General features: G+C 58.7%; 25 protein-coding genes, 1 tRNA gene and 1 pseudogene. 21 read left to right on the top strand and 6 right to left on the bottom strand.

Annotation, left to right across the window (positions count from 1 at the left end; genetic code table 11):
* Positions 1-90 precede the first annotated feature (90 nt).
* Both Tel_13305 and Tel_13300 read right to left on the bottom strand, forming a co-directional pair.
* Positions 91-582 (bottom strand): hypothetical protein, encoded by a 492-nt coding sequence (locus Tel_13305; protein ID ALP54029.1) that lies wholly within the window; start codon positions 580-582, stop codon positions 91-93.
* Positions 583-793: 211 nt separating this feature from the next.
* Positions 794-1,102, bottom strand: a complete 309-nt coding sequence (locus Tel_13300) for a hypothetical protein (GenBank protein ID ALP54028.1) — start codon at positions 1,100-1,102, stop codon at positions 794-796.
* Positions 1,103-1,476: 374 nt separating this feature from the next.
* Between Tel_13300 and Tel_13295 the strand changes: the two are divergent.
* From Tel_13295 to Tel_13285, 3 genes and pseudogenes are all read left to right on the top strand, one after another.
* Positions 1,477-1,929, top strand: a pseudogene (locus tag Tel_13295) (hypothetical protein).
* A gap of 242 nt (positions 1,930-2,171) precedes the next feature.
* Positions 2,172-3,041, top strand: coding sequence for an arsenite S-adenosylmethyltransferase (arsM, locus tag Tel_13290; GenBank protein ID ALP54027.1), 870 nt, complete (start codon positions 2,172-2,174; stop codon positions 3,039-3,041).
* A 127-nt stretch (positions 3,042-3,168) separates the two neighbouring features.
* Entirely contained in the window at positions 3,169-3,666 is a 498-nt protein-coding gene (locus Tel_13285) for a hypothetical protein (GenBank protein ALP54026.1), read from the top strand.
* Between the two features lies 1 nt (position 3,667).
* Here Tel_13285 and Tel_13280 read toward each other — a convergent pair whose 3' ends face one another.
* Positions 3,668-4,219 (bottom strand): pyridoxamine 5'-phosphate oxidase, encoded by a 552-nt coding sequence (locus Tel_13280; protein ALP54025.1) that lies wholly within the window; start codon positions 4,217-4,219, stop codon positions 3,668-3,670.
* A gap of 580 nt (positions 4,220-4,799) precedes the next feature.
* On the opposite strand from Tel_13280, the gene Tel_13275 reads away from it, so the two are divergent.
* From Tel_13275 to Tel_13200, 16 genes are all read left to right on the top strand, one after another.
* A complete protein-coding gene (locus Tel_13275) occupies positions 4,800-5,072 on the top strand; it encodes a hypothetical protein (GenBank protein ALP54024.1) in 273 nt (90 codons plus the stop codon).
* Positions 5,073-5,338: 266 nt separating this feature from the next.
* The gene (locus Tel_13270) at positions 5,339-6,085 is read left to right on the top strand and encodes a hypothetical protein (GenBank protein ALP54023.1); all 747 of its coding nucleotides are present in this window, start codon (positions 5,339-5,341) and stop codon (positions 6,083-6,085) included.
* Between the two features lie 113 nt (positions 6,086-6,198).
* Positions 6,199-6,696: a hypothetical protein gene (locus Tel_13265; protein ALP54875.1), complete on the top strand. Its 498-nt coding sequence runs from the start codon at positions 6,199-6,201 to the stop codon at positions 6,694-6,696.
* Between the two features lie 5 nt (positions 6,697-6,701).
* Entirely contained in the window at positions 6,702-7,049 is a 348-nt protein-coding gene (locus tag Tel_13260; GenBank protein ALP54022.1) for a hypothetical protein, read from the top strand.
* Positions 7,046-7,642 (top strand): ATP-dependent DNA helicase RuvA, encoded by a 597-nt coding sequence (locus tag Tel_13255; protein ALP54021.1) that lies wholly within the window; start codon positions 7,046-7,048, stop codon positions 7,640-7,642. Before Tel_13260 ends, Tel_13255 begins: the two co-directional genes overlap by 4 nt.
* 36 nt (positions 7,643-7,678) lie before the next feature.
* Positions 7,679-8,731 carry an ATP-dependent DNA helicase RuvB gene (gene ruvB, locus Tel_13250; protein ID ALP54020.1) on the top strand — a complete coding sequence of 351 codons (1,053 nt, stop codon included), beginning with the start codon at positions 7,679-7,681 and terminating at the stop codon, positions 8,729-8,731.
* 93 nt (positions 8,732-8,824) lie between these two features.
* On the top strand, positions 8,825-9,238 hold the full coding sequence (locus tag Tel_13245) for a hypothetical protein (GenBank protein ALP54019.1): 414 nt from the start codon (positions 8,825-8,827) through the stop codon (positions 9,236-9,238).
* Positions 9,228-9,917, top strand: coding sequence for a protein TolQ (locus Tel_13240; protein ID ALP54018.1), 690 nt, complete (start codon positions 9,228-9,230; stop codon positions 9,915-9,917). The genes Tel_13245 and Tel_13240 overlap by 11 nt, the downstream gene beginning before the upstream one ends.
* A 2-nt stretch (positions 9,918-9,919) precedes the next feature.
* Positions 9,920-10,348, top strand: a complete 429-nt coding sequence (locus Tel_13235) for a protein TolR (GenBank protein ID ALP54017.1) — start codon at positions 9,920-9,922, stop codon at positions 10,346-10,348.
* Positions 10,349-10,372: 24 nt separating this feature from the next.
* Entirely contained in the window at positions 10,373-11,308 is a 936-nt protein-coding gene (locus Tel_13230; protein ALP54016.1) for a hypothetical protein, read from the top strand.
* Positions 11,305-12,624: a translocation protein TolB gene (locus Tel_13225; protein ID ALP54015.1), complete on the top strand. Its 1,320-nt coding sequence runs from the start codon at positions 11,305-11,307 to the stop codon at positions 12,622-12,624. Before Tel_13230 ends, Tel_13225 begins: the two co-directional genes overlap by 4 nt.
* A gap of 10 nt (positions 12,625-12,634) precedes the next feature.
* Entirely contained in the window at positions 12,635-13,213 is a 579-nt protein-coding gene (locus Tel_13220) for a hypothetical protein (protein ALP54014.1), read from the top strand.
* 47 nt (positions 13,214-13,260) lie between these two features.
* On the top strand, positions 13,261-14,124 hold the full coding sequence (locus tag Tel_13215; GenBank protein ID ALP54013.1) for a hypothetical protein: 864 nt from the start codon (positions 13,261-13,263) through the stop codon (positions 14,122-14,124).
* A 24-nt stretch (positions 14,125-14,148) separates the two neighbouring features.
* Positions 14,149-14,811 carry a 7-carboxy-7-deazaguanine synthase gene (locus tag Tel_13210; protein ALP54874.1) on the top strand — a complete coding sequence of 221 codons (663 nt, stop codon included), beginning with the start codon at positions 14,149-14,151 and terminating at the stop codon, positions 14,809-14,811.
* Positions 14,795-15,472, top strand: coding sequence for a 7-cyano-7-deazaguanine synthase (locus tag Tel_13205; GenBank protein ID ALP54012.1), 678 nt, complete (start codon positions 14,795-14,797; stop codon positions 15,470-15,472). Before Tel_13210 ends, Tel_13205 begins: the two co-directional genes overlap by 17 nt.
* Positions 15,473-15,533: 61 nt before the next feature.
* Positions 15,534-15,609, top strand: a tRNA-Lys gene (locus Tel_13200).
* Positions 15,610-15,666: 57 nt separating this feature from the next.
* On the opposite strand, the gene Tel_13195 is transcribed toward Tel_13200, so the two are convergent.
* Together Tel_13195 and Tel_13190 are read right to left on the bottom strand one after the other, a co-directional pair.
* On the bottom strand, positions 15,667-16,146 hold the full coding sequence (locus tag Tel_13195; protein ALP54011.1) for a hypothetical protein: 480 nt from the start codon (positions 16,144-16,146) through the stop codon (positions 15,667-15,669).
* Between the two features lie 2 nt (positions 16,147-16,148).
* On the bottom strand, positions 16,149-16,772 hold the full coding sequence (locus Tel_13190) for a hypothetical protein (protein ID ALP54010.1): 624 nt from the start codon (positions 16,770-16,772) through the stop codon (positions 16,149-16,151).
* 276 nt (positions 16,773-17,048) lie between these two features.
* Between Tel_13190 and Tel_13185 the strand changes: the two genes are divergently transcribed.
* Positions 17,049-17,480, top strand: a complete 432-nt coding sequence (locus Tel_13185) for a hypothetical protein (GenBank protein ID ALP54009.1) — start codon at positions 17,049-17,051, stop codon at positions 17,478-17,480.
* Between the two features lie 84 nt (positions 17,481-17,564).
* On the opposite strand, the gene Tel_13180 is transcribed toward Tel_13185, so the two are convergent.
* On the bottom strand, positions 17,565-19,538 hold the full coding sequence (locus tag Tel_13180) for a hypothetical protein (protein ID ALP54008.1): 1,974 nt from the start codon (positions 19,536-19,538) through the stop codon (positions 17,565-17,567).
* A 136-nt stretch (positions 19,539-19,674) separates the two neighbouring features.
* On the opposite strand from Tel_13180, the gene Tel_13175 reads away from it, so the two are divergent.
* Positions 19,675-20,595, top strand: coding sequence for a hypothetical protein (locus Tel_13175; protein ALP54007.1), 921 nt, complete (start codon positions 19,675-19,677; stop codon positions 20,593-20,595).
* Positions 20,596-20,652 lie beyond the last annotated feature (57 nt).

The following is a 20,652-nucleotide window of genomic DNA, read 5'->3' as shown; positions in this document are numbered from 1 at the left end:
GGGCGCTTGGGGACGCGCGCTGGCGAATCAATCAAAAAAACGCCAGGGTGCCCGAGGACGCCCTGGCGCAGGGAGCTGTGGCGCTGAAAGTTACGGATCGACTTCATGCGGATCAGGGACATCATGGCTGCTGGGCCAATCTTCTACATCCTGTTGCAAAGTACTCCTGCCCTGTTCCTGGGAACCGATGGCCTGCCCGCTTTGCTCTTCAAAACGCGCAAACTCGCCGGTGCTGAGGCCAAGCCGATCCGCGGTTTGGCGGTTTAAGTTGCCGGTTGCCGCTATGTTGTTGTCTCGCTGATATTGTTTGAGGGCGCGGGTGGACTGCTTGCCCCACTTCCCGTCAATCGCGCCCACCTCATAGCCTTTCTCCTGCAGCGCCTGTTGAACCTGTTTCACGGCAGCGTTCTGCTGCTGGCTCATGGCGTTGGATTGGGCATTGGATTGGGAACTGGATTGCATGCCGGTGCTGGCGCCGGACTGAGCCTTGCCGCTGTCTTGCCCAGCACTGGCCAGACCGACGGCTGTGAACGCGACCAGCAGTGAGAGTGCGCCTGTCCTTGCGATGTGTGTCAGTTTCATAACGGTCCTCCTTGTGTTAACAGTGATCCATGGCAGGTTTCGCCAAAATTCATCCTAAAATTTACGGGGTTGCCCGCTCGAATCATCCAGCGCAGGGTGTAGCGACGCCTAGACGCATTCCTTGCCGCGCCGTCCGATTGCGGAGCAACCTCAAGTATAGGTCGAACCTGCGGTGTGTACAGGTGCCGTGACACCACTGTGTACCCACGATTTATTCATGGATTCTGGTGTCGGAATCACCAGACTCAATGGCTTCGAAACGGGCGAATTCGCCTTCATCGACCCGTTGGTCCTGGTTGCTGTCGAGCGTTTCGAATTTCTCGGCCAAGCTCGGGTTTGTTTGAGCTTCGCGCTTACTGATATAGCCGTCGCCGTCGAGATCCAGGCGTGAATAATCCTGCGGGTCTTTAGGCGTCAATTGATTGTTGGCGGATGACATATCCCCGGCGCTTGCCGCTGCCGTAAAGGCGACACCGCCGGCCAAAGATATTGCGATCAACGATGCGTTTACAGTGGTCATGATTGAGTCTCCTTGTCGGTTGATTACACTGCGATTACCTCAGTTCCGTCCGTGGGCATGGGCATGTGGGACTAAGCATCAAGCGCGCCAAAACACAATAATTCAAATTAAATCAATTGATTATGTATAAAGACGCCATCCGGCCGGGTGATAAAGTGTCCCCATTAGACGACGGTTTTTTGCCCGGTGCATGCCGCAAGCTGATGAAAATCAAGAACTATCGACCTGTGGCCTGTTGGCGACAGGTGGGGGCGAAATACGCCCGGCGGGACTGGTAATCGTGATGGATAAGCGGCAATATGCAGGATGGCATAGCACTTGCTGTCTTCGCTGATGAACCCTATCAGAAACCCGTCAATGCTGACGCGGAGGTAATGTTGAAAGTATCCATCTTGTTGACGCTCCTTATACTCCCTTGTGCAATGAGTCAGGCGGCCCCCTTTAACAAAGAAATCCCCATGCGTATGACCGCAGCCTCGACATTTTATGTGGACGGCTATCTGAATGGCTATGGCGACATCGATCTGATGGTGGATACGGGTTCCAGCTATACCACGATTAACGAACAGACCCTGGCGGTGCTGCAAGAGAATGGCGGCGCCAGTTATGTGAAGCAGTTAACCGGCATCATGGCCGACGGCAGCACGAAGACCGTTCCGGTCTACCGTATTGCTGGTCTGAGCATCGGAGACGGTTGCTATCTCAAGAATGTCGAGGCCGCGGTGTTCCCCGGCAGCACGCGCTATATATTAGGTATCAGTGCGTTGCGCAAGGCGGCCCCCTTCGTCTTTTCCATGGAGCCGCCGGCGCTCAAGCTGAGTAATTGTGTACCCATACCGGCCGCGCCGGTTGGCGCTGACGGGCTGGCCGGCAGGGCGCCCGTGGCGCAGGCGGAGTTGGCCCAAGATGCTGCATCGAACTTGTAAGCGTAGCGCCTGACGCAAGCCTCGCAGGTGCCGATAATGCCAAGGTTAAAGCACGGTTGCTCCATTAACGTTCCCTAGGCCAATCCGGTGCAGGGTCTTATAATCATAAAGAGTCTTTTTGTCGGTAAAGGTAGGAATCGGAAATGAGCAATTGTTGTCCCCCCAAAACGGAACACGCCGAATCCAGTCGGCAGGACAGCCATCGCCAAGGGGTTCGCGAGGCCTACGCCAAGGTGGCCAAGGCCAACAACCAGGGCGAGGGATGCGGGATAGAGAGCAGCTGCTGCGGTGTTTCTGACGATGCCGCCATCAACACCCTGATCTCGACCCGCCTGGGCTACAGCGCAGAGGATCTGGCCAAGGCGCCCGGCGGCGCCGACATGGGCCTGGGCTGCGGCAACCCGCGCGCCATCGCCTCGCTCCAGCCGGGAGAGACAGTGGTGGACCTGGGCGCCGGCGGCGGCTTCGACTGTTTCCTCGCCGCCCACGAAGTGGGCGAAACAGGCCATGTTATCGGCGTCGATATGACCCCGGACATGCTCAGCAAAGCACGCAACAACGCCGTCAAGGGTCACTACGACAACGTCGAATTCCGGCTCGGCGAGATCGAACACCTGCCCGTCGAAAATGAAACGGCGGATGTGATCATCTCCAACTGCGTGATCAACCTGTCACCCGACAAGCCGCAGGTGTTCAGGGAGGCCTTCCGCATTCTCAAACCCGGTGGCCGGCTGGCCATCTCCGATGTGGTGGCCACGGTGGAACTGCCCGAAGCCATGCGCAACGATCCCGCCCTGATCGCCGGTTGCATGGGCAATGCCTCGCTGATCGAGGCGCTGGGGGCGATGATCAAAGATGCGGGCTTTACTGACGTGCGCATCGAGCCCAAGGATGAGTCGAAAGAATTCATCCGCGATTGGGCGCCGGACCACAATGTCACCGACTATGTGGTGTCGGCCACCATCGAGGCGCTCAAACCGCGCAGTTGTCCGCCGGGGTCGGGGTGTTGTTGACTCTGATCGAAGTGTCTAAAGGCAGCTGCGGCTGCCTTTTTGTTCTTAGCCGTGAATGAAACCGGGAGTTGGCCTGGCGACGCCGATAACCCTGCCGTTGGACGATAAAAATGAGTAATAGTCGTAAGTGATTAAGAAAATATTGGTCATGGCCGCCGTCACCTCCGTTCTGGCAGGACCCCTGGTGTATTTATCGATTGTTGACCGGATCGGCAAGGACAATCTTCCTTCTTTGACCCTGCCTGAAACAGGCATCCCGGACTGGCTGGAATCCGCCGGCAATAAATTCGCCGACCGCCCCGCATCGGCCGGGGGTGAATCGCTGACAGTCTATAAATGGAGAAATGACGCCGGTGTGTGGCAATTCAGCAACGAGCCGCCCGGCGCTGGGGGAGGGGTGGAAACGGTTGTTGTGGCGCCGAACAGCAGTGTCCGTTCGTTCGCTGAAGACGCACAAACCGTCGTTGCGCCGTCGGACCAGGCGGTTGTCGATGAGCAGGATGTTTCCCAATCCGTCGATCTTCTCCCCACGCCTGAGCGGGTGCAAAAACTCATTGAAGACGCACGCAATGTGCAAACCCTGGTCGATGAGCGCGGTAAGCAGATAGAATCGGCGTCAAACTAGGCTACAGCCCCTTTTTGACAATATTGGTCGGCAGGCCGTCCAGGCTGGCCTGATTCTTATCGCGCCAATACTCCTTGATGCCGTCCTCACCTTTGTGCTCGCCCCACTCGATCAGCTCTTCTCGTTGTCCGACGAAATCAAACAAGGGCACACCCATGCCGCAGGAGGTTTGCACCATTTCGATATCAAGATCGAAAATCTGCCGTGCGCCCGGTAAGGGGTTGAAACGGGGATACAGCAGTGACCAATCCGAATCCTTGGGGTGTATCACTCTGGCCTGGCCGTAGGCGCGCAGGATTAGCGGTTTATCCTCGACGGCGCAGAACATGATGGTCATGCGCGGATTTTGCTGCACATGGGCCGATGTTTCATTGCCGCTGCCGGTGACATTGAGCCAGATAATGCGGTTCTTATTCAACACGCGCAGACTGTCCAAGCCTTTGGGCGACAGGTTGACCGTGCCCTCCCACGCGGCGGTGGCGACGAAAAAGATATGTTGCCGACGGATGAAGTCGATGTGCGCGGTTTCAAGCGCCTGATAACGTTTGCCCATGGTGTCCTCATTGATGCCGGAGTCGGATCGGATAACAGCATCAACCAATCACGGCTCAATGTAAAACGGTTTGCCGCTCCGGCTGCCGTTCACGCCTGCTCCAGCGCCCGAATCGCCCGGGCCGCAGCGGCGCGCGTGCTCAGCGCCAGCGGCTGGGTCAGGCTTTACCGGCCTGGCGAGCATGCAGTAACGCTTTGATGACCTAATGAGTTTGGGACGTCCCCTGATGGGTGCAGTGCGGATTCAGTCGATTGGCCGCGCCAGGGCGGCTAGTTGGGGCGGCTACTTGTCGCGATTAAGAAACGCCTGTCGTGTTTAGGTGACAACCCGGATGGCCGGATTCGCCGGCGGTTTGCCGGCCGCGGCCTCAAACCCCGTCGCCGGCTGGCGACAGTTATGGCCCGAGTGGCGGCGGCGGGGCCACGCTGTAAACCGGTGGTCTAGATTACAGCATTGATTATTAATGAGTTTTATGGCTTGGCACGGCGGTTGCTCTATGCTCTTTGACAAGGTTTTTACACCGAACGGCGCTGTGCGTCGTGTATGTCGATTTAAGTCAATTTGCACAAGGAGAAAGGCAATGATTTACAAAAACCTGATGGCTGCCGGCTGTGTCTTAACATTGCTCGCGGCCCCGGCATGGGCGGGAGACTCAATGGATAAAGCGCATAAAGATCCGTCCATGCAGGGCATGGAACAGCAATTCGACAAGCTCGATAGCAATCGTGATAACAAGATCACCAAGCAGGAATTGACCGAGCAAGGCGTGACCCTGGCGGATTTTGAACAGGCCGATATGGATGGCGACGGCGCCTTGGATGAAGAAGAGTTTGCCGCTCTGAGCGAGGAATAGCATCGGTCATTCCGTGCCATGTGCACGCGGTCGGGTGGCGTAAAGCTGCCACACTCTAAAATGATGCGCGTCACCCGGCCGAAACGTAGATTTATTTTCCTCCCCCCCTTGGGGGCACTGTTCGAGACTCCCGTGTACTCGAACAGTTCCGCCCCCTTTTTTTTAGCTTGCGATGAAAGCCCGTCGGCCGCTCAATTTCAGCGCCGAGAAATGCTAAACTCTTGCCATTTAGCATGATATAAGCCGTTGGAACGACGAGAGGAGCCATGGCAGGACATAGTAAGTGGGCCAATATCCGCCACCGCAAGGGGGCCCAGGACGCCAAGCGTGGCAAGATTTTCAGCAAACTGATCCGTGAGATCACCGTAGCGGCCAAAATGGGCGGCGGCGACCCCGCCTCCAATCCCCGTTTGCGCACCGCCATCGACAAGGCCCTGGGTCAGAATATGACCAAGGACACCATCGATCGCGCCGTAAAGCGCGGTTCCGGTGACAGCGAGGGTGAGAATTACGAAGAGCTGCGTTACGAAGGCTATGGGCCGGCGGGCGTGGCGGTGATGGTCGACTGCCTCACCGACAATCGCAACCGTACCGTGGGTGACGTGCGCCACGCGTTTACCAAGCGCGGCGGCAATCTGGGTACTGACGGCTCGGTGGCCTATTTGTTCAGTAAACAGGGCATACTCGGTTATCCCGCCGGCAGCGACGAGGACAAGATTATGGAAATGGCATTGGAGGCAGGCGCCGAAGACGTGGTGACTAATGACGACGGCAGCATTGACGTGATCACCACGCCGGAGAATTTCGTCGACGTCAAAGAGGCCATGGTGGCCGCCGGGCTTACGCCGGAAAACTCCGATGTCACCATGACGCCTGGCACGACGGTAGAGCTGGAGCTGGAAGACGCACAGAAGGTAACCGGCCTGATCGACATGCTCGAAGATTTGGACGACGTGCAAAATGTCTACACCAATGCCGACTTTTCCGACGCGGTGCTGGCGCAGTTGGATTAAGGACGCGCAGCGCATTTGTTTTTTGTTGATGATTTAGAAAAAGGATTGATGAATAGCCGAATGCCGATGCAATCAAAATCCGCCCCCCTTACAATCGCGGGCCGGGCGTGACACTGCGCATCCTCGGGATCGATCCAGGTTCCCGTGTCACCGGTTTCGGCGTTATCGAGATTGCCCAGGGCCAGCTGGTCTATGTCACCAGCGGTTGCATTCGGGTCAGTGGTGCGGCTTTGCCCGAGCGGCTGAAATCGATCTTCGAGTCGGTGGCTGAAATCGTCGCCGAGCACCGTCCCGATGAGATGGCCATCGAGCAGGTGTTCGTCAAAAACAACGTAGACTCCGCCCTCAAGCTGGGGCAGGCGCGCGGCGCTGCTATCTGCGCCGGGGTCACCCAGGCCTTGGAAGTATTCGAATACTCGCCGACCCAGATCAAACAGGCCCTCGTCGGCCGCGGTCATGCCGACAAGGCCCAAGTACAGTTCATGGTGCGGGCGATACTCAATCTGCCCGGCCTGCCGCAACAGGACGCCGCCGATGCCCTGGCCTGCGCCCTGTGCCATCGTCATACCCGGGACACGTTAAAACAAATTGCCGGGAACGGGAGAGAATGAAACGGATGACTTTGATGAAGCAGTTTGTAAAATCCCCCCCAGCCTTTATGCCCTTCAGGGTGCCCCTTTTTCAAAGGGGGGCGCAGATGGCACGGTCATTTCCCCCTGTACAAAGGTTGGATCAGGCGGCGTGGTCATTTTTCCCATCACAAAGATGGGAGCGGGCGGCATGGTTGTTGCCCCCGTTACAAAGGGAGACGCAGGGGAATGGCGGCCGGGTCGGCTCGATGACGCCCTTGTTCCCCCCTTTGCAAAGGGGCACCCTGAAGGGCATAAAGGCTAGGGGGGATTTTCCTCCTCCGCTACCAAGCTCATCGCAGTTGCCCCAGGCTTCAGTCGAGGCGCAACCATGATCGGTCGCCTGCGCGGCAAATTAATCCTCAAACGCGCGCCTCAATTGCTGGTGGACGTCAACGGTGTGGGTTACGAGCTGGAGGCACCCATGAGCACCTTTTACGCCCTGCCCGAGATCGGCGCCGAGGTGCTGCTGCATACTCATCTGGTGGTGCGTGAAGATGCCCATTTGCTGTTCGGTTTCGCCTCCGAGGCCGAGCGCGGCTTTTTCCGCAATCTGATCAAGATCAATGGCGTCGGCGCCAAGATGGGGCTGGCCATTCTGTCGGGCATGTCCTTCGACGCCTTCGCCCGCTGCATACAGGAAAACGATGTGGCCAGCCTGGTGCGCCTGCCGGGGGTCGGCAAAAAGACCGCCGAGCGCCTCATCGTCGAGATGCGCGACAAGCTCGACGGCAAGAGTGAGATTAGCCTGCCACGACCTGCCGACGCGGCCCCCAAGGCCGATGATCCGTTGGCGGACGCGGTCAGCGCCTTAGTGGCATTGGGCTACAAGCCCAATGAGGCCAGCCGCATGGTGCGCGGGGTCAGCCGCGACGGCCTGGGCAGTGAGGAGCTCATCCGTCAGGCCCTGAAAGCGGCGGCGGGTTAAACTAAGACTATGCAAGCACACCTTCGGACATAACAGATGATAGAAACCGATCGCCTCGTCGGAGCCGCTCAACCCTCTAAGGAAGAGGAGGCCATCGATCGCGCCATCCGCCCCAAGCAGCTGGTCGACTATGTCGGCCAACCCGCCGTGCGCGAACAAATGGAGGTCTTCATTGCGGCGGCCAAAAAACGCGGCGAGGCGCTGGATCACACCCTGATCTTCGGCCCCCCCGGCCTGGGCAAGACCACCCTGGCCAATATTATCGCCCATGAAATGGGCGTGGCCATGCGTCATACCTCCGGCCCGGTGCTGGAGCGTCCCGGTGATCTGGCGGCGCTGCTCACCAATCTGGAGCCCCACGATGTACTCTTTGTGGACGAGATTCACCGCCTCAGTCCAGTGGTGGAGGAAGTGCTCTATCCCGCCATGGAGGATTACCAGCTCGACATCATGATCGGCGAGGGGCCGGCGGCGCGCTCCATCAAGCTGGACCTGCCGCCCTTCACCCTGGTGGGCGCCACCACCCGCGCCGGCTTGCTCACCTCGCCCCTGCGCGACCGCTTCGGTATTGTGCAGCGGCTGGAGTTCTATAACAGCGCCGACCTCACCGCCATCGTCGAGCGCTCGGCCCAGATCCTCAATGTGGAGATCGAACGCGACGGCGCGGTGGAGATTGCGCGCCGTTCGCGCGGCACGCCGCGTATCGCCAACCGTTTGTTGCGCCGGGTGCGCGATTTTGCCGAGGTCAAGGCCGACGGCCGCATCAGCGCCCGGGTGGCGGCGGGGGCGCTGGATTTGCTGGATGTGGACAGCAACGGCTTCGACATGATGGACCGCAAGCTGCTCATGGCCATTCTCGAGAAATTTGACGGCGGCCCGGTGGGGGTGGACAGTCTGGCGGCCGCCATCGGCGAGGAGCGCGGCACCATCGAAGATGTGCTGGAACCGTATTTAATCCAACAGGGCTTCATGATGCGCACCCTGCGCGGCCGGGTGGTGACGCGTCAGGCCTACGAACATTTCGGCCTGGCCCCGCCGGCGGTGGCGGATCAGGCACATCAGGACGCCTTAGATCTGTTTGACGAATAATTCACACAGGCCGTTGGTTGGCTGGTTTACAATGGCTGCAACTTTAAGGCCCTGTTCGGGTCATTGAATAGAGCTGTTTTTACTGACATTGCAATGGAAACGTTTAGCTGGCCCGTGAGGGTGTATTACGAAGATACGGATAGCGGCGGTGTGGTCTATTACGCCAATTACCTGCGTTTCATGGAGCGCGCCCGCACCGAATGGCTGCGCAGTTTCGGCATTGAGCAAGACCGGGTGCGCGAGCAAGACGGTGTGCTGTTCGCCGTCACCCACGTGGAAGTGGCCTATCTCAGGCCCGCCCGTTTCAATGATTGTCTGGCCGTGTCGGTCACATTGGTCGGCCAGGGGCGCGCCAGTATGCGGTTCCATCAAAGCGTTGTGCGCCAAGACGATGCTCACACCGAACTCTGTCGCGCGCGCATCAAGATCGCCTGCCTGGATGCGCAGACGCTACGTCCGCGACCCATTCCAAACTATATAAATACGGAGATTGCCAGTGTCTGCTGATTTGTCGCTTATTTCGCTGCTAATAAACGCCAGCCCCTTGGTGCAGTTGGTGATGTTATTGCTGTTGGTCGTCTCGATCATGGCCTGGACCATCATCTTCAACAAATCGAAGTCCTTGAAACAGGCGCGCCAGGAACTGGAATCCTTCGAAGACCGTTTCTGGTCCGGCGGTGATCTGAGTCGTCTCTATGAGCAGAGCAGCAACCACGCCGAGGCGCGCGGCCTGGAACGCATCTTCAAGGCCGGGTTCAAGGAGTTCATCAAGCTGCGTCAGCAGGGCGGTCCCGACAAAATGGCCATGGTGGAGGGCGCGCAGCGCATCATGCGCGTCAATCTCAATCGCGAGGCCGACAATCTGGAAGGCAGTCTGCAGTTTCTCGCCACTGTCGGTTCCACCAGTCCCTACATCGGCCTGTTCGGCACCGTGTGGGGCATCATGAATGCCTTCCGCGCCCTGGGCAATGTGCAGCAGGCGACGTTGGCCATGGTGGCGCCGGGCATTGCCGAGGCCCTGATCGCCACTGCCATGGGCCTGTTCGCCGCCATCCCGGCGGTGATCGCCTACAACCGTTTTCGCAGTGACGTGGAGCGTCTGGTGAGCCATTACGACAGCTTCGTCGATGAATTCACCTCCATCCTGCAACGTCAGGCCCACGTGCCGGCCGGCGAGGACACATAGCCATGGCGCAGCATCGTCAACGCCGCGGGCCCATGGCCGAGATCAATGTGGTGCCCTATATCGATGTGATGTTGGTGCTGCTGGTGATATTCATGATCACCGCGCCGCTGCTGTCCCAGGGTGTCAAGGTGGATCTGCCCCAGGCCGACGCCAAGCCGCTGGATAAGGAAAGCCGCGAGCCCGTCGAGGTCAGCGTCGACGCCGAGGGCAGCTTTTATATCAACATCGGCGGCGATGAAAAGGTGCCGGTGGAGGCCGAGGAGATCGTCAAGCGTGTTTCCATCATACTGCGCAAACATCCGGATACGCCGGTGGTGGTGCGCGGCGATAACAATGTGAATTACGGCGCGGTGGTGGAGGCCATGGTGCTGCTGCAACGGGCGGGCGCCCCCGGCGTGGGTCTGGCGACCGATCCGGTCGAGCGCAAATAAGACCGCCGGCGCGATTCGTTACGCATGCTAAAAATCATTCGCGACAATCCCAAGGCGTTGATGCTGGCGCTGGTGATCCATCTGCTGTTGGCGCTGTTTCTATCGCTCAGCCTGGATTGGACCTCCAGCCACACACTGGCCGCCCCCGAGGTGGATGTGATCCAGGCGGTGATGATCGACGAGTCCAAGATCCGCGCCGAACAGGAGCGCCAACGCAAACTGGCAGAGGAAAAACGGCGCCAACAGCTGGAGGCCGAGCAGCGGCGCAAAGAGGAAGCGGCGGCCAGAAAGCAGCGTGAAGCCGAGCAGCGCAAACAGGCCGAATTGAAGCAAAGGCAGGAGCAGGAAAAAAAGCGCCAGGCCGAAGCCGAACGCCAACGCAAGCTGGAAGAACAGCGCAAGGCTGAAAAACAACGCCAGGCCGAGCTGGAGCGCAAACGCCAGGAAGAGGCCGAGCGCCAGCGCCAACTGGAACAGGAACGCAAGCGTAAAGAAGAGGCCGAGCGCCAACGCCAACTGGAACAAGAGCGTAAGCGCAAAGAAGAGGCCGAGCAGCAACGGCGCGAGGAAGAAGCGCGCCGCCGTGCCGAGGAAGAACGCCTGCGCCAGGAACAGATCGCCGCCGAACAGGCGTCCATGCAGGCGGCCCGGCAGCGTGCGCTGGCCAGCGAACGGGACAAATACCTCGCTCTGATTCAACGGCGGGTGGAAGAGAAATGGGTGCGGCCCACCAGTTGGCCCGCCGGCACCGCCTGTACCGTGACGGTGAGGCTGGTGCCCGGCGCGGGCGGTACCGCCCAGGTGATCGACGCGCGCCTGGCCAGGAGCTGCGGCAATCCGCTGTTTGACCGCTCGGTGGAAAACGCAGTATTTTCGGCTTCGCCCTTGCCGTTTCCCAAGTCGCCGGAACTTATGAATGAGTTTCGTGAACTCACTTTTAACTTCAGACCCGAGGAATGATTTTGAGATATCTGGTCCAGTTAGTTCTGATCATGTTCATCACCCTGGCCGGCGGTGTGGCGCGGGCGGGCTTGACCATCGACATCACCCAAGGCGTAGAAGGCGCGCTGCCGATCGCGGTGGTGCCCTTCGGTTGGCAAGGCCCGGCCATGAATCCGCCCCAGGATATCGCCCAGATCATCAGTGACGATCTGCGCCGCAGCGGCCTGTTCGATCCGCTGTCGCGCAACGATATGCTGTCGCGGCCCCAGGAGGGTTCCCAGGTCAATTACCGCGACTGGCGCCTGCTCGGCACGCCCAACCTGGTGGTGGGACGGATGACCGGCACAGGAGACCAATTCAAGATCCAGTTCCAGCTCTTCGACGTCAACCGCGAGACCCAATTGGTCGGTTACAGCTTCAGCGCGCCGGAAAAGGATCTGCGCCGCATCGCCCACCAGATCAGCGATATCATTTACGAGACACTGACCGGTGACAAAGGCGCTTTTAATACCCGCATCGCCTATATTACTTCCAAGCTGTGGCGGACCAACAATGTGCGTTATTACGCCCTGCATGTGGCCGATGTGGACGGTCACAACGCGCAACTGGTGGTGCGCTCACGCCAGCCCATCATGTCGCCGTCCTGGTCGCCGGACGGACGCAAGCTGGCCTATGTGTCATTTGAAAACCGCCGTCCCATGATCTATGTGCAGGATATCTTTACCGCCGAACGTGAGCGGGTGGCGGGCTTTTCGGGCATCAACGGCGCCCCGGCCTGGTCACCGGACGGCACGCGTCTGGCCATGTCCCTGTCCAAAGACGGCAACTCCGAGCTCTATCTCATGCACGTGGCCAGCCGCAAATTACAGCGTCTGACGCATCATCGTGCCATCGATACTGAACCGGAATGGTCGCCCGACGGTCGTCATCTGGTGTTTACTTCGGATCGCGGCGGTCAGCCGCAGATCTATCGGATTTCGGCCGCAGGCGGTGAAGTGAAGCGGCTGACCTTTGAGGGAAAATACAATGCCAAGCCCTCTTACTCGCCCGACGGTAAGCAAATCGCCATGGTGAGCGGCGATAACGGCAATTTTCGCATCGCCGTGCTTGAATTAGAGACCGGTTTCGTGCAAATTCTCACCCAAAGTCGATTGGACGAGTCGCCTAGCTTCGCGCCTAATGGTAGTATGATCATCTATGCAACTGAGTATTTGAATAGAGGGGTACTGGCCGCGGTATCGGTGGATGGCCGTGTGCAGCAGCGTATTGTGCTGGATGAAGACGGCGATGCGCGCGAACCCGCCTGGGGACCATTTTTGACCACTAATAAATAAGGAGTAAGCGATGCGCGCTTTGACTAAAACATTGGCCATTTTACTGCCAGTGGCAATGTTGTGGGGCTGTTCAACCACGCCGAGTACCACCGAGACAGATACGAGCACCGGGGGGGGTGACAGAGGTGCCATGACGTCCGGTACCGAGGGCGTCGAGACCGGCACCATGGGGCGTGATACCGGCGCCGGTGGAGTGGAACTGGGAGGCGTAGAAGGCAGTGGCGGTTTCGTCGGTGATCCCTTGCAGGATCCCGATAGTCTGTTGTCGGAGCGCACCGTCTATTTCGAGTTCGACAAAAGCGAGATCAAGCCCGATGCACGGGAAATCATCGAGGCCCATGCGGAATACCTGAGCAGCCATCCTTCAGTGAGCATCGTGTTGGAGGGCCATGCCGATGAGCGCGGCACGCGCGAATACAATCTCAGTCTGGGCGAGCGCCGCGCCATGGCGGTGCAGCAGATGATGACCCTGATGGGCGTTTCCCGCGATCAGATCGAAGTGGTCAGCTATGGTGAGGAACGGCCCGTGGCCATGGGGCATGACGAGTCGGCTTGGGCGCAGAATCGCCGGGTAGAAATCGTCTACTGATGCGGAAAGCGTCCAGACAGATCTGGATGGGGGTGGCAGCGGTCTGTATGGCGGCTGCCGCCCCCGCGATTATTCAGGCCCAGGAATTTCTGCCGCCGGTCATCGACCGTTCCGCGGGCGCGGATCAAGCAAGCCCGGCCCCGTCCAGACCGGCTCAGCAATCGGGCACAACGCCCCAGTCGCTGGAAGCGCGGGTCAATAAGCTGGAACGCTTGCTGGATAACGAGGCGCTGGTGGATATGTTGATGCGCCTGGATAACCTGCAGTCCGAAAGTCAGAATCTGCGCGGCGAAATCGAAACCCTCGGTCACGCGCTGGACGGGATCAAGCAACGCCAGCGCGATCTTTATCTGGATATCGATCGGCGCCTGCGCGATATCGAGGTGTCACTCAACCAGCTCAAGAGTTCCGCGCCGGCGTCGTCTTCCGCCGCGCCGGCGGCCTCCGGCGGCAGCGCCATCGCCGCGCCATCCGTGACTATGCCGGGTGCGGCCGTGCCCGGCAGCCCCGCGTCCGCTGATCCCGCGGCGGAGCGTGATGCCTATCAAAAGGCCTTCAATCTGCTTAAGGAAGGGCAGTACGACAAGGCCATTGCGGCCTTCCAGGCATTTCTGAGCAGTTATCCCAAGGGCGATTACACCGACAACGCCCAATACTGGTTGGGCGAGGCCAATTATGTCACGCGCCGTTTCGACAGCGCCAAGCAGGAATTCCTCAAGGTGCTGAATCAGCATCCCGACAGCAGCAAGGTCTCCGACGCCATGCTCAAGCTGGGCTATACCTACTATGAGCTGGGCGACTGGGATGCCGCGCGCCAGACCCTCGAGGACGTCGGCGAGCGTTTTCCGAATACGACGGTTAGCCGTTTGGCCGAAAACCGTTTACAGAAGATGCGTCTCGAAGGTCGATAAGCGGGTTTTTCAACGGTGGTGACAATCGAAACCCGCTCCGCACAGCAGACCCGGCTGCGCATTACCGAAATATTTTATTCCCTCCAGGGTGAGGCGCGCAGCGTCGGTTTTCCTACCGTCTTTATCCGTCTCACCGGCTGTCCACTGCGTTGCGGTTATTGCGATACCAGCTATGCCTTTCAGGGCGGTGAATGGTGGCTGATCGATGACATCCTCGACGAGGTCACCAAATACGCTGCCCGCCATGTCTGCGTGACCGGCGGCGAACCCCTGGCCCAGAGCGCTTGTCTGGAGTTGTTGCAGATATTGTGTGACAAGGGCTTTCAGGTCTCTTTGGAGACCAGCGGCGCACTCGATGTCAGTCAGGTGGACCCGCGCGTGTCCAAGGTAATGGATTTGAAAACGCCAGCGTCGGGCGAACAAGGCCGCAACCGTCTCGAAAACCTGGAATACATGAGTGCCCACGACCAGCTCAAGTTCGTCATCTGCGATCGCAATGATTACTTGTGGGCCAAGGAGATGATTATCCGCTCTGAGCTGGCCGAGCGCGGTGAAATCCTGATGTCACCTGGTTACGGCGTCCAGGATGCGACGGAACTGGCCGATTGGATTTTGCAGGATCGCTTGCCGGTGCGCTTCCAAGTGCAGTTGCACAAGATTCTATGGGGCGATGAGCCAGGCCGGTAAAGCCTTGGTGCTGGTCTCCGGCGGTCTGGATTCGGCCACCTGCTTGGCCATGGCCAAGCACCAAGGCTATGAGTGCTATGCGCTTAGTTTCGACTACGGTCAGCGTCACCGCGCCGAATTGGCCGCCGCGTTGCGCGTGGCCCTCTCCCAAGGTGTACGAGAACACAAGGTGATTCAATTGGGGTTGAGCGACATCGGTGGTTCCGCCTTGACCGATAGCGCCATCGATGTCCCCACGGCTTCTTCTGAAGGTATTCCGGTGACCTACGTGCCGGCACGCAATACCGTATTTCTGTCCCTGGCTCTGGCATGGGCCGAGGTGTTGCGCGCCTATGATATTTTTATCGGTGTGAACGCAGTGGACTATTCCGGTTATCCCGACTGCCGACCGGAATTCATCCGCGCCTTTGAGACCATGGCCAATCTGGCCACCAAGGCCGGGGTAGAAGGCGGACGTTTTCACGTCCATACACCGCTGATCGATTTGAGCAAGGCCGAGATTATCCAGCAAGGCACGCAGTTGGGTGTGGATTACAGCCTCACCGTTTCCTGTTATGCGGCGGATGAGACGGGAAGCGCCTGTGGCGAATGCGATTCCTGTCGCTTGCGCGCGGCGGGGTTTGCCGCGGCGGCCATTCCTGACCCGACCCAATACCGTTAACTAATTCGAGTTGAGGGCTGGCCTTAACAGCATGATTAGGCTAGAATAGCGCCCTCTTTTCGGGCCGTTAGCTCAGTTGGTAGAGCAGCGGACTTTTAATCCGTTGGTCCTGCGTTCGAGTCGCAGACGGCCCACCATCTATCAAAAAAGCCGGGTTCGTCCCGGCTTTTTAATCGCGGGTATTAAAGCGCGCTTCAGTGTTGGTGGCGGAAATCACCGATGTCCGAATCCGCGCCTGCGGGCGCCGTATCCTGCACCCTGGCTTGAAGCATCAATTCTTGCCCGTTATCAAATTCGAATCGCAGATGGGCGGTGTCGCCCTTTAGCAGCGGGCGATGCGGATCCATCAGCATCAGATGGAAGCCGCCCGGTTCGAAAATCATTTCCTGTTTCCCCGCGATGAGCAGAGGCTCCATTTTTTCCATGTGTATGATGTTGTCCTGCATCACGGAACGATGCACTTCCACGCGTTCAAACTGACGGCTGCTGACGCCGATAAGCTTAACTGTGTCATCGGAGTGATTGATAAGGCGCAGATAAGCGGCCATGACCGCGACATTGGGCGGGGCGCTGCGTATCCAGGGATCCTTGATCTCGATCGCTGCGTCGCCTGCGGCGATGGCCGGGCCAATGAGCAAGGAGAGCGATAGGCCGAGCAACAATTTATTTAGCATGGTCAATGTCCGTAGTAGTCAATCAGTCTGGTAGTCGCATCGACCACCTTGTCGACCGGATGGGGCGGCAGGATGTGGGCGCGCAAACGTGCCTTAGGGTCGATCACGAGGATGGCGGCATAGTGGTTGACCAGATAGTCGCCCGATTCTACATCACCCTCGTAGTCATAGATTACTCCAAGTGTTTCGCTGAGGCGGTCAATTTCGTCTTTGGTGCCGCTTAGACCGATAAAGTCCGGGTTGAAAAAGGCCAGGTATTCTTTGACCTTTTCGGGCGTGTCGCGGCGGGGATCGAGCGTAGTAAAGACGTAATTAATAGCCTGTGGCAGGCGTTCTTCCGCTTGTTTCAGGGTCCTCAAAGTGGTCGGGCAGACATCGGGACAGTTGGTGAAGCCAAAAAACATCAGTGTCCATTGACCTTCCAGATCGCTGGTCCGAAATGCGTCGCCGTTCTGATCCTGCAGTGTCACCGAGGCTAGAGGCACGGGCGGCGAGATCACCGAAACACCTGTACTGTTGTCGAACTCCAGCGGTGCCGGTTCCCGTGTTTCTAGCAGGTAAACCAATCCTATGGCCAGGGCCAAAAGGGCCAAGCTTATAAAGGGGATTTTGTATCGTGCCAGCATGGTAGGGAAGTTTAGCATGACGTTGAAGACTCCCGAATATTCGCGACCGCAGTTCGGCCTGGGTTTTTGCGCGTGAATTATACCGGATGAAGTTAAAAAAATTTCGATTTTGTGCCGTAATAATAGTGATTTTTTTAATAATGGGTGGTAAAAGGGTAATGCGAAGGGGGTTTGTTTTAGTGTGGGTGACGATGGGAAAAACGAATCTTTTTTAAATAGGACACCGGAGTGGTATTCACTTGCTAACCTCGACAACCAAAAGGGGCTAACGACACTATGAAAAAGTCAGTAAAAAAGAAAGCTGCTACCAAGAAGAAGGTGGCGACCAAAAAAGCAGTCACCAAGAAGAAGTCAGTCAAAAAGGCTGCAGCCGCACCGGCCGCCAAGCCGATTCCTCGCGCCAAGAAGGCGTATACCAAAACCGAGCTGTTGAGCACGATCTCCGATCGCACCGGTGTGGCCAAGAAGGATGTTGGCGCCGTGCTTGACGGCTTGGGTGAGGTGATCGAGGCGCACGTTAAGAAAGGTGCGGTAGGTCAGTTCAACCTGCCCGGCCTGCTCAAGGTCAAGACCATTCGCAAGAAGGCGACCAAGGCACGCAAGGGTATCAATCCCTTTACCGGCGAAGAAACTGTATTCAAGGCCAAACCGGCCCGTACCGTGGTCAAGGTTCTGCCTTTGAAGAAACTGAAAGAAATGGTTGAGTAGTTTTTTAACTCACTGTTTTTAATAGTAAAGCCCGGCTTCGTGCCGGGCTTTTTTTTTGTCGCATTGCCGGAATGGCCCGTTTAATTAGGAGGGTGGGGCAGTGGGAAGAATCAGGGACATGCGTTGTTTCAGCGGCGTCACCGGGCGTTGCATGCGTTCGTCGTAGATGGCGCTATAGGCCAGCACGCGTTTCAGATAATCGCGCGTCTCTCTGAACGGCACGTTTTCTATCCAGCGATCGGGCGCGAGTTCCGCGTCGCTGGGCAGCCAGCTCTTGACCCGCTGACTGCCGGCATTGTAGGCGGCGGTGGCGAGTACGGTGTTGTCGTCGAAGCGGTTCATCACCTTGCGTAGATAGCTGATGCCGAAACGGATGTTGAGGTCGACGTCCAGCAGTTGGGACTTGTTTTTCAGGCGGGTATTGAGATCGCGTGCGATCAGACGGCCGGTGCTGGGCATGATCTGCATCAGCCCCATGGCGCCCGCCGGCGAGCGGGCATCGGAGGCGAAGGCGCTTTCCTGGCGAATCACGGCATAGGCCCAAGCCGGATCGATCTGCTGCTTGTTGGCGTTTTTGTGGATGTTGTCGCGATGCGCCAGGGGAAAGCGGATCTCCAGATCATCCCAATAGCGTGCCTGGCCCAGGCTGTGGATGGCGCGGTCATGCCAGCCCCAGTCATGGGTGATCTTGGCGACTTTCTGAATCTCGCGCGTGTTCATTTCCTGGATGGCGGAATACCACTCACGCCGGGCGTTAAGGGTGTCGCCCATGAGATAAAACTCGCGCATGCGCACAATACTGGGCAGACGCTCGGTTTCGGCCAGTTCGGCGGCGCTGAAATGTAGCGGCTGGTTGCCGAAATCATAGGGCGCATCGATGCGGTCGGCGGCCAGAAAGCCGTAATAGTCGCGCGCCTTGGCCACGGCAGCGTAGATGATCTGTGCCCGGTTGGGCTTGCCGGTCTGCTCATAGGCGCGCGCCAGCCAGTAGCGCCAGCGCAGCGACTGTTGTTCTTCGGCGGGCAATTGGTCGAACCAGAAGATGACGTTTTCCCAGTCGTCCTGGTTGATGGCGGTGAGGATGCGCCATTCACGAATGTCTTCATTCTCGACGTTGACACTGCCGAGCCAATGCATGGCCTCGGGGGCGTGGGCGCGGGCCAGGGAGAGGGCGATATAGGTCTCGGTGGCATTGAACTCCGCCTCGCTGAAGGCGAATTCCATCACCAGCTTGTCCCAGGTTTCGGCCGCCTGGGTGGGATTGCGGCGCGCCATACGTCGTACGCCGTGGGCCAGGACGGTTCTGGCCAGCGCGCTGTCTTGCCGTAGCCGCGGATGCTCAACCAGCCGTTCCGGATGGCGGTGAATTTCGCGCCACAGGGCCGCCCATTCGCGCTGTTGCGGCTCGAGAAAGCGTTCCAGATAGCGGGCTAGATACGTTTGGCCGTTATCCATGGCCAGCTGCAGTCGTTGCCAGGCCAGCTCGGGGGTCAGGCGGCCGGCGTCGCGCCACACCGAGAACAGCGGATCACAGGCGCGCGGTTGCGAGCGACCCACCAGCCAAAGTTTCTCCATATCCTCGAGCGCAGCGGCCTTATCACCGCTCTTGTAGAGCGCGCGGCGGTGATAACACTGCATTTCGGCGTCATCGCGCCCGTCGTAGTAGCGCAGAAACAATTGCCAGCGCCCCTGCTGCGCCAATTTCTCCAGCCAGTGGCGTTGCAGGCGGTCGGCCAGGTAGAGCTCGTCATAGCGTTGCAGAAAGCGATCGATCTCGGCGGTCGCGACCGTGCTTAAATGACGGTTGAGGTTCCAGTACTCCAGGTAAGGATACAGGGGGTAATCCTGCAGCTCGCGCGCCAGCTCGTTGTACCTGTGCTGTTGGCCGCGCCGCAGGGCGTTGCGGGCGGCGATAAAGTCGGCCCGTTGCTGCAGCAGTTGTGGCTCTGTCGTGCGGCTTGATAAGGTAAGCGCGACGGTGTTGCCGCCGGCGCCGTATGCCGGTAGCCACAGGCAGCCGAGAAAGCTCAATGCGATGATGGGAAGAAAATGCTTCATACTTATAAGGCATTCTTCGGCCTGCCTCACACTTTCTTGACTCGCCCGCGACGCGTTGTATTGCAAGCCCACGAGGTGTCGGACCCACATGAGTGTTTCACACAAGTCTAGGCAAACTCAACCGCCAAAAACAGATTTGCGACTGGCGCTAAGCGCCTGCCTCACCGGTCAGCGGGTGCGCTATGACGGCGCTGATAAGTTCAACCCCTTTGCGGTGCATATACTGGCTCAATGGCTGGAGCTGATTCCCATTTGTCCGGAGGTGGAAATCGGCATGGGCGTGCCGCGTCCGCCGATCGAATTGGTGGAGACGAACGGTCGTTTGCGGGCTGTCGGGGTCGCCGATGCGCGACTGGATGTGACGCGTGATTTGACCCGCTTCGCTGGCGTAACGGTGCATCAATTGGCCGACATTGATGGCTATATCTTCAAGGCGCGCTCGCCCAGTTGCGCTGTGTCCAGCACGCCGGTAAAGCGGTCGGGCGCTCGCCGAGCCAAGGGCGCCGGTCTGTTCGCCGCCTGCATTATGCGGGCCTTGCCGTTGCTGCCGGTGGTGGAAGAAACCGCCCTGGTGTCATCCGAGCAGCAGGTCAATTTTATCCAGCGCGTCGAGGCCTATCGCCGTTGGCGCCGCTTTGCCGCCCAGCCACCCAGTGTGGCGCAGCTTAAGGCGTTCCACCGCCGCGAGCGCCTCAGCCTGCTGGCCCATGGCGCCCGTGGGCTGAGGCGCATGGATGCCTGGCTGGCAAACCTGGCGGGGGCCAGGCTGGGCCAACGCGATCTGCACGTCTATGGCGTATGGTATGCACGCCAATTCACCTACCAGGCCACCCGGCGTCGCCATGTCATCGTGCTGCGCCGAGTCGTGTCGCACTGCCGGTCTTACCTGAACCGACCGGCCTATCTCACCCTGAAACAAATGGTCGACGCCTATGCCCGGGGTGAACAGCCGCTGGCCGAACTGTTAAGCGAATCGCGGCCGCTGTGGATCGACGGGCCGTTGGCCGAACAGAGTTATCTGCTGCCCAGCTTGGCGTTCAGATTAGATCCCCGTTGACCGGGAAATGAACCCACAGGCCCCAATACGACAAAACCGCCTTTCTTGACCTGAGCC

This window comes from Candidatus Tenderia electrophaga (assembly GCA_001447805.1).
Taxonomy (GTDB): Bacteria; Pseudomonadota; Gammaproteobacteria; order Tenderiales; family Tenderiaceae; genus Tenderia; species Tenderia electrophaga.
This window is presented reverse-complemented; position numbering and strand designations above follow the sequence as displayed.

Excerpts from the sequence above, each read along its gene's own strand:
- Tel_13305 (ALP54029.1), bottom strand. The coding sequence starts at position 582 with ATGAAACTGACACACATCGCAAGGACAGGCGCACTCTCACTGCTGGTC.
- Tel_13300 (ALP54028.1), bottom strand. The coding sequence starts at position 1,102 with ATGACCACTGTAAACGCATCGTTGATCGCAATATCTTTGGCCGGCGGT.
- arsM (ALP54027.1), top strand. The coding sequence starts at position 2,172 with ATGAGCAATTGTTGTCCCCCCAAAACGGAACACGCCGAATCCAGTCGG.
- Tel_13280 (ALP54025.1), bottom strand. The coding sequence starts at position 4,219 with ATGGGCAAACGTTATCAGGCGCTTGAAACCGCGCACATCGACTTCATC.
- Tel_13275 (ALP54024.1), top strand. The coding sequence starts at position 4,800 with ATGATTTACAAAAACCTGATGGCTGCCGGCTGTGTCTTAACATTGCTC.
- Tel_13270 (ALP54023.1), top strand. The coding sequence starts at position 5,339 with ATGGCAGGACATAGTAAGTGGGCCAATATCCGCCACCGCAAGGGGGCC.
- Tel_13260 (ALP54022.1), top strand. The coding sequence starts at position 6,702 with ATGACTTTGATGAAGCAGTTTGTAAAATCCCCCCCAGCCTTTATGCCC.
- Tel_13255 (ALP54021.1), top strand. The coding sequence starts at position 7,046 with ATGATCGGTCGCCTGCGCGGCAAATTAATCCTCAAACGCGCGCCTCAA.
- ruvB (ALP54020.1), top strand. The coding sequence starts at position 7,679 with ATGATAGAAACCGATCGCCTCGTCGGAGCCGCTCAACCCTCTAAGGAA.
- Tel_13245 (ALP54019.1), top strand. The coding sequence starts at position 8,825 with ATGGAAACGTTTAGCTGGCCCGTGAGGGTGTATTACGAAGATACGGAT.
- Tel_13235 (ALP54017.1), top strand. The coding sequence starts at position 9,920 with ATGGCGCAGCATCGTCAACGCCGCGGGCCCATGGCCGAGATCAATGTG.
- Tel_13230 (ALP54016.1), top strand. The coding sequence starts at position 10,373 with ATGCTAAAAATCATTCGCGACAATCCCAAGGCGTTGATGCTGGCGCTG.
- Tel_13225 (ALP54015.1), top strand. The coding sequence starts at position 11,305 with ATGATTTTGAGATATCTGGTCCAGTTAGTTCTGATCATGTTCATCACC.
- Tel_13220 (ALP54014.1), top strand. The coding sequence starts at position 12,635 with ATGCGCGCTTTGACTAAAACATTGGCCATTTTACTGCCAGTGGCAATG.
- Tel_13215 (ALP54013.1), top strand. The coding sequence starts at position 13,261 with ATGGCGGCTGCCGCCCCCGCGATTATTCAGGCCCAGGAATTTCTGCCG.
- Tel_13205 (ALP54012.1), top strand. The coding sequence starts at position 14,795 with ATGAGCCAGGCCGGTAAAGCCTTGGTGCTGGTCTCCGGCGGTCTGGAT.
- Tel_13195 (ALP54011.1), bottom strand. The coding sequence starts at position 16,146 with ATGCTAAATAAATTGTTGCTCGGCCTATCGCTCTCCTTGCTCATTGGC.
- Tel_13190 (ALP54010.1), bottom strand. The coding sequence starts at position 16,772 with ATGCTGGCACGATACAAAATCCCCTTTATAAGCTTGGCCCTTTTGGCC.
- Tel_13185 (ALP54009.1), top strand. The coding sequence starts at position 17,049 with ATGAAAAAGTCAGTAAAAAAGAAAGCTGCTACCAAGAAGAAGGTGGCG.
- Tel_13180 (ALP54008.1), bottom strand. The coding sequence starts at position 19,538 with ATGAAGCATTTTCTTCCCATCATCGCATTGAGCTTTCTCGGCTGCCTG.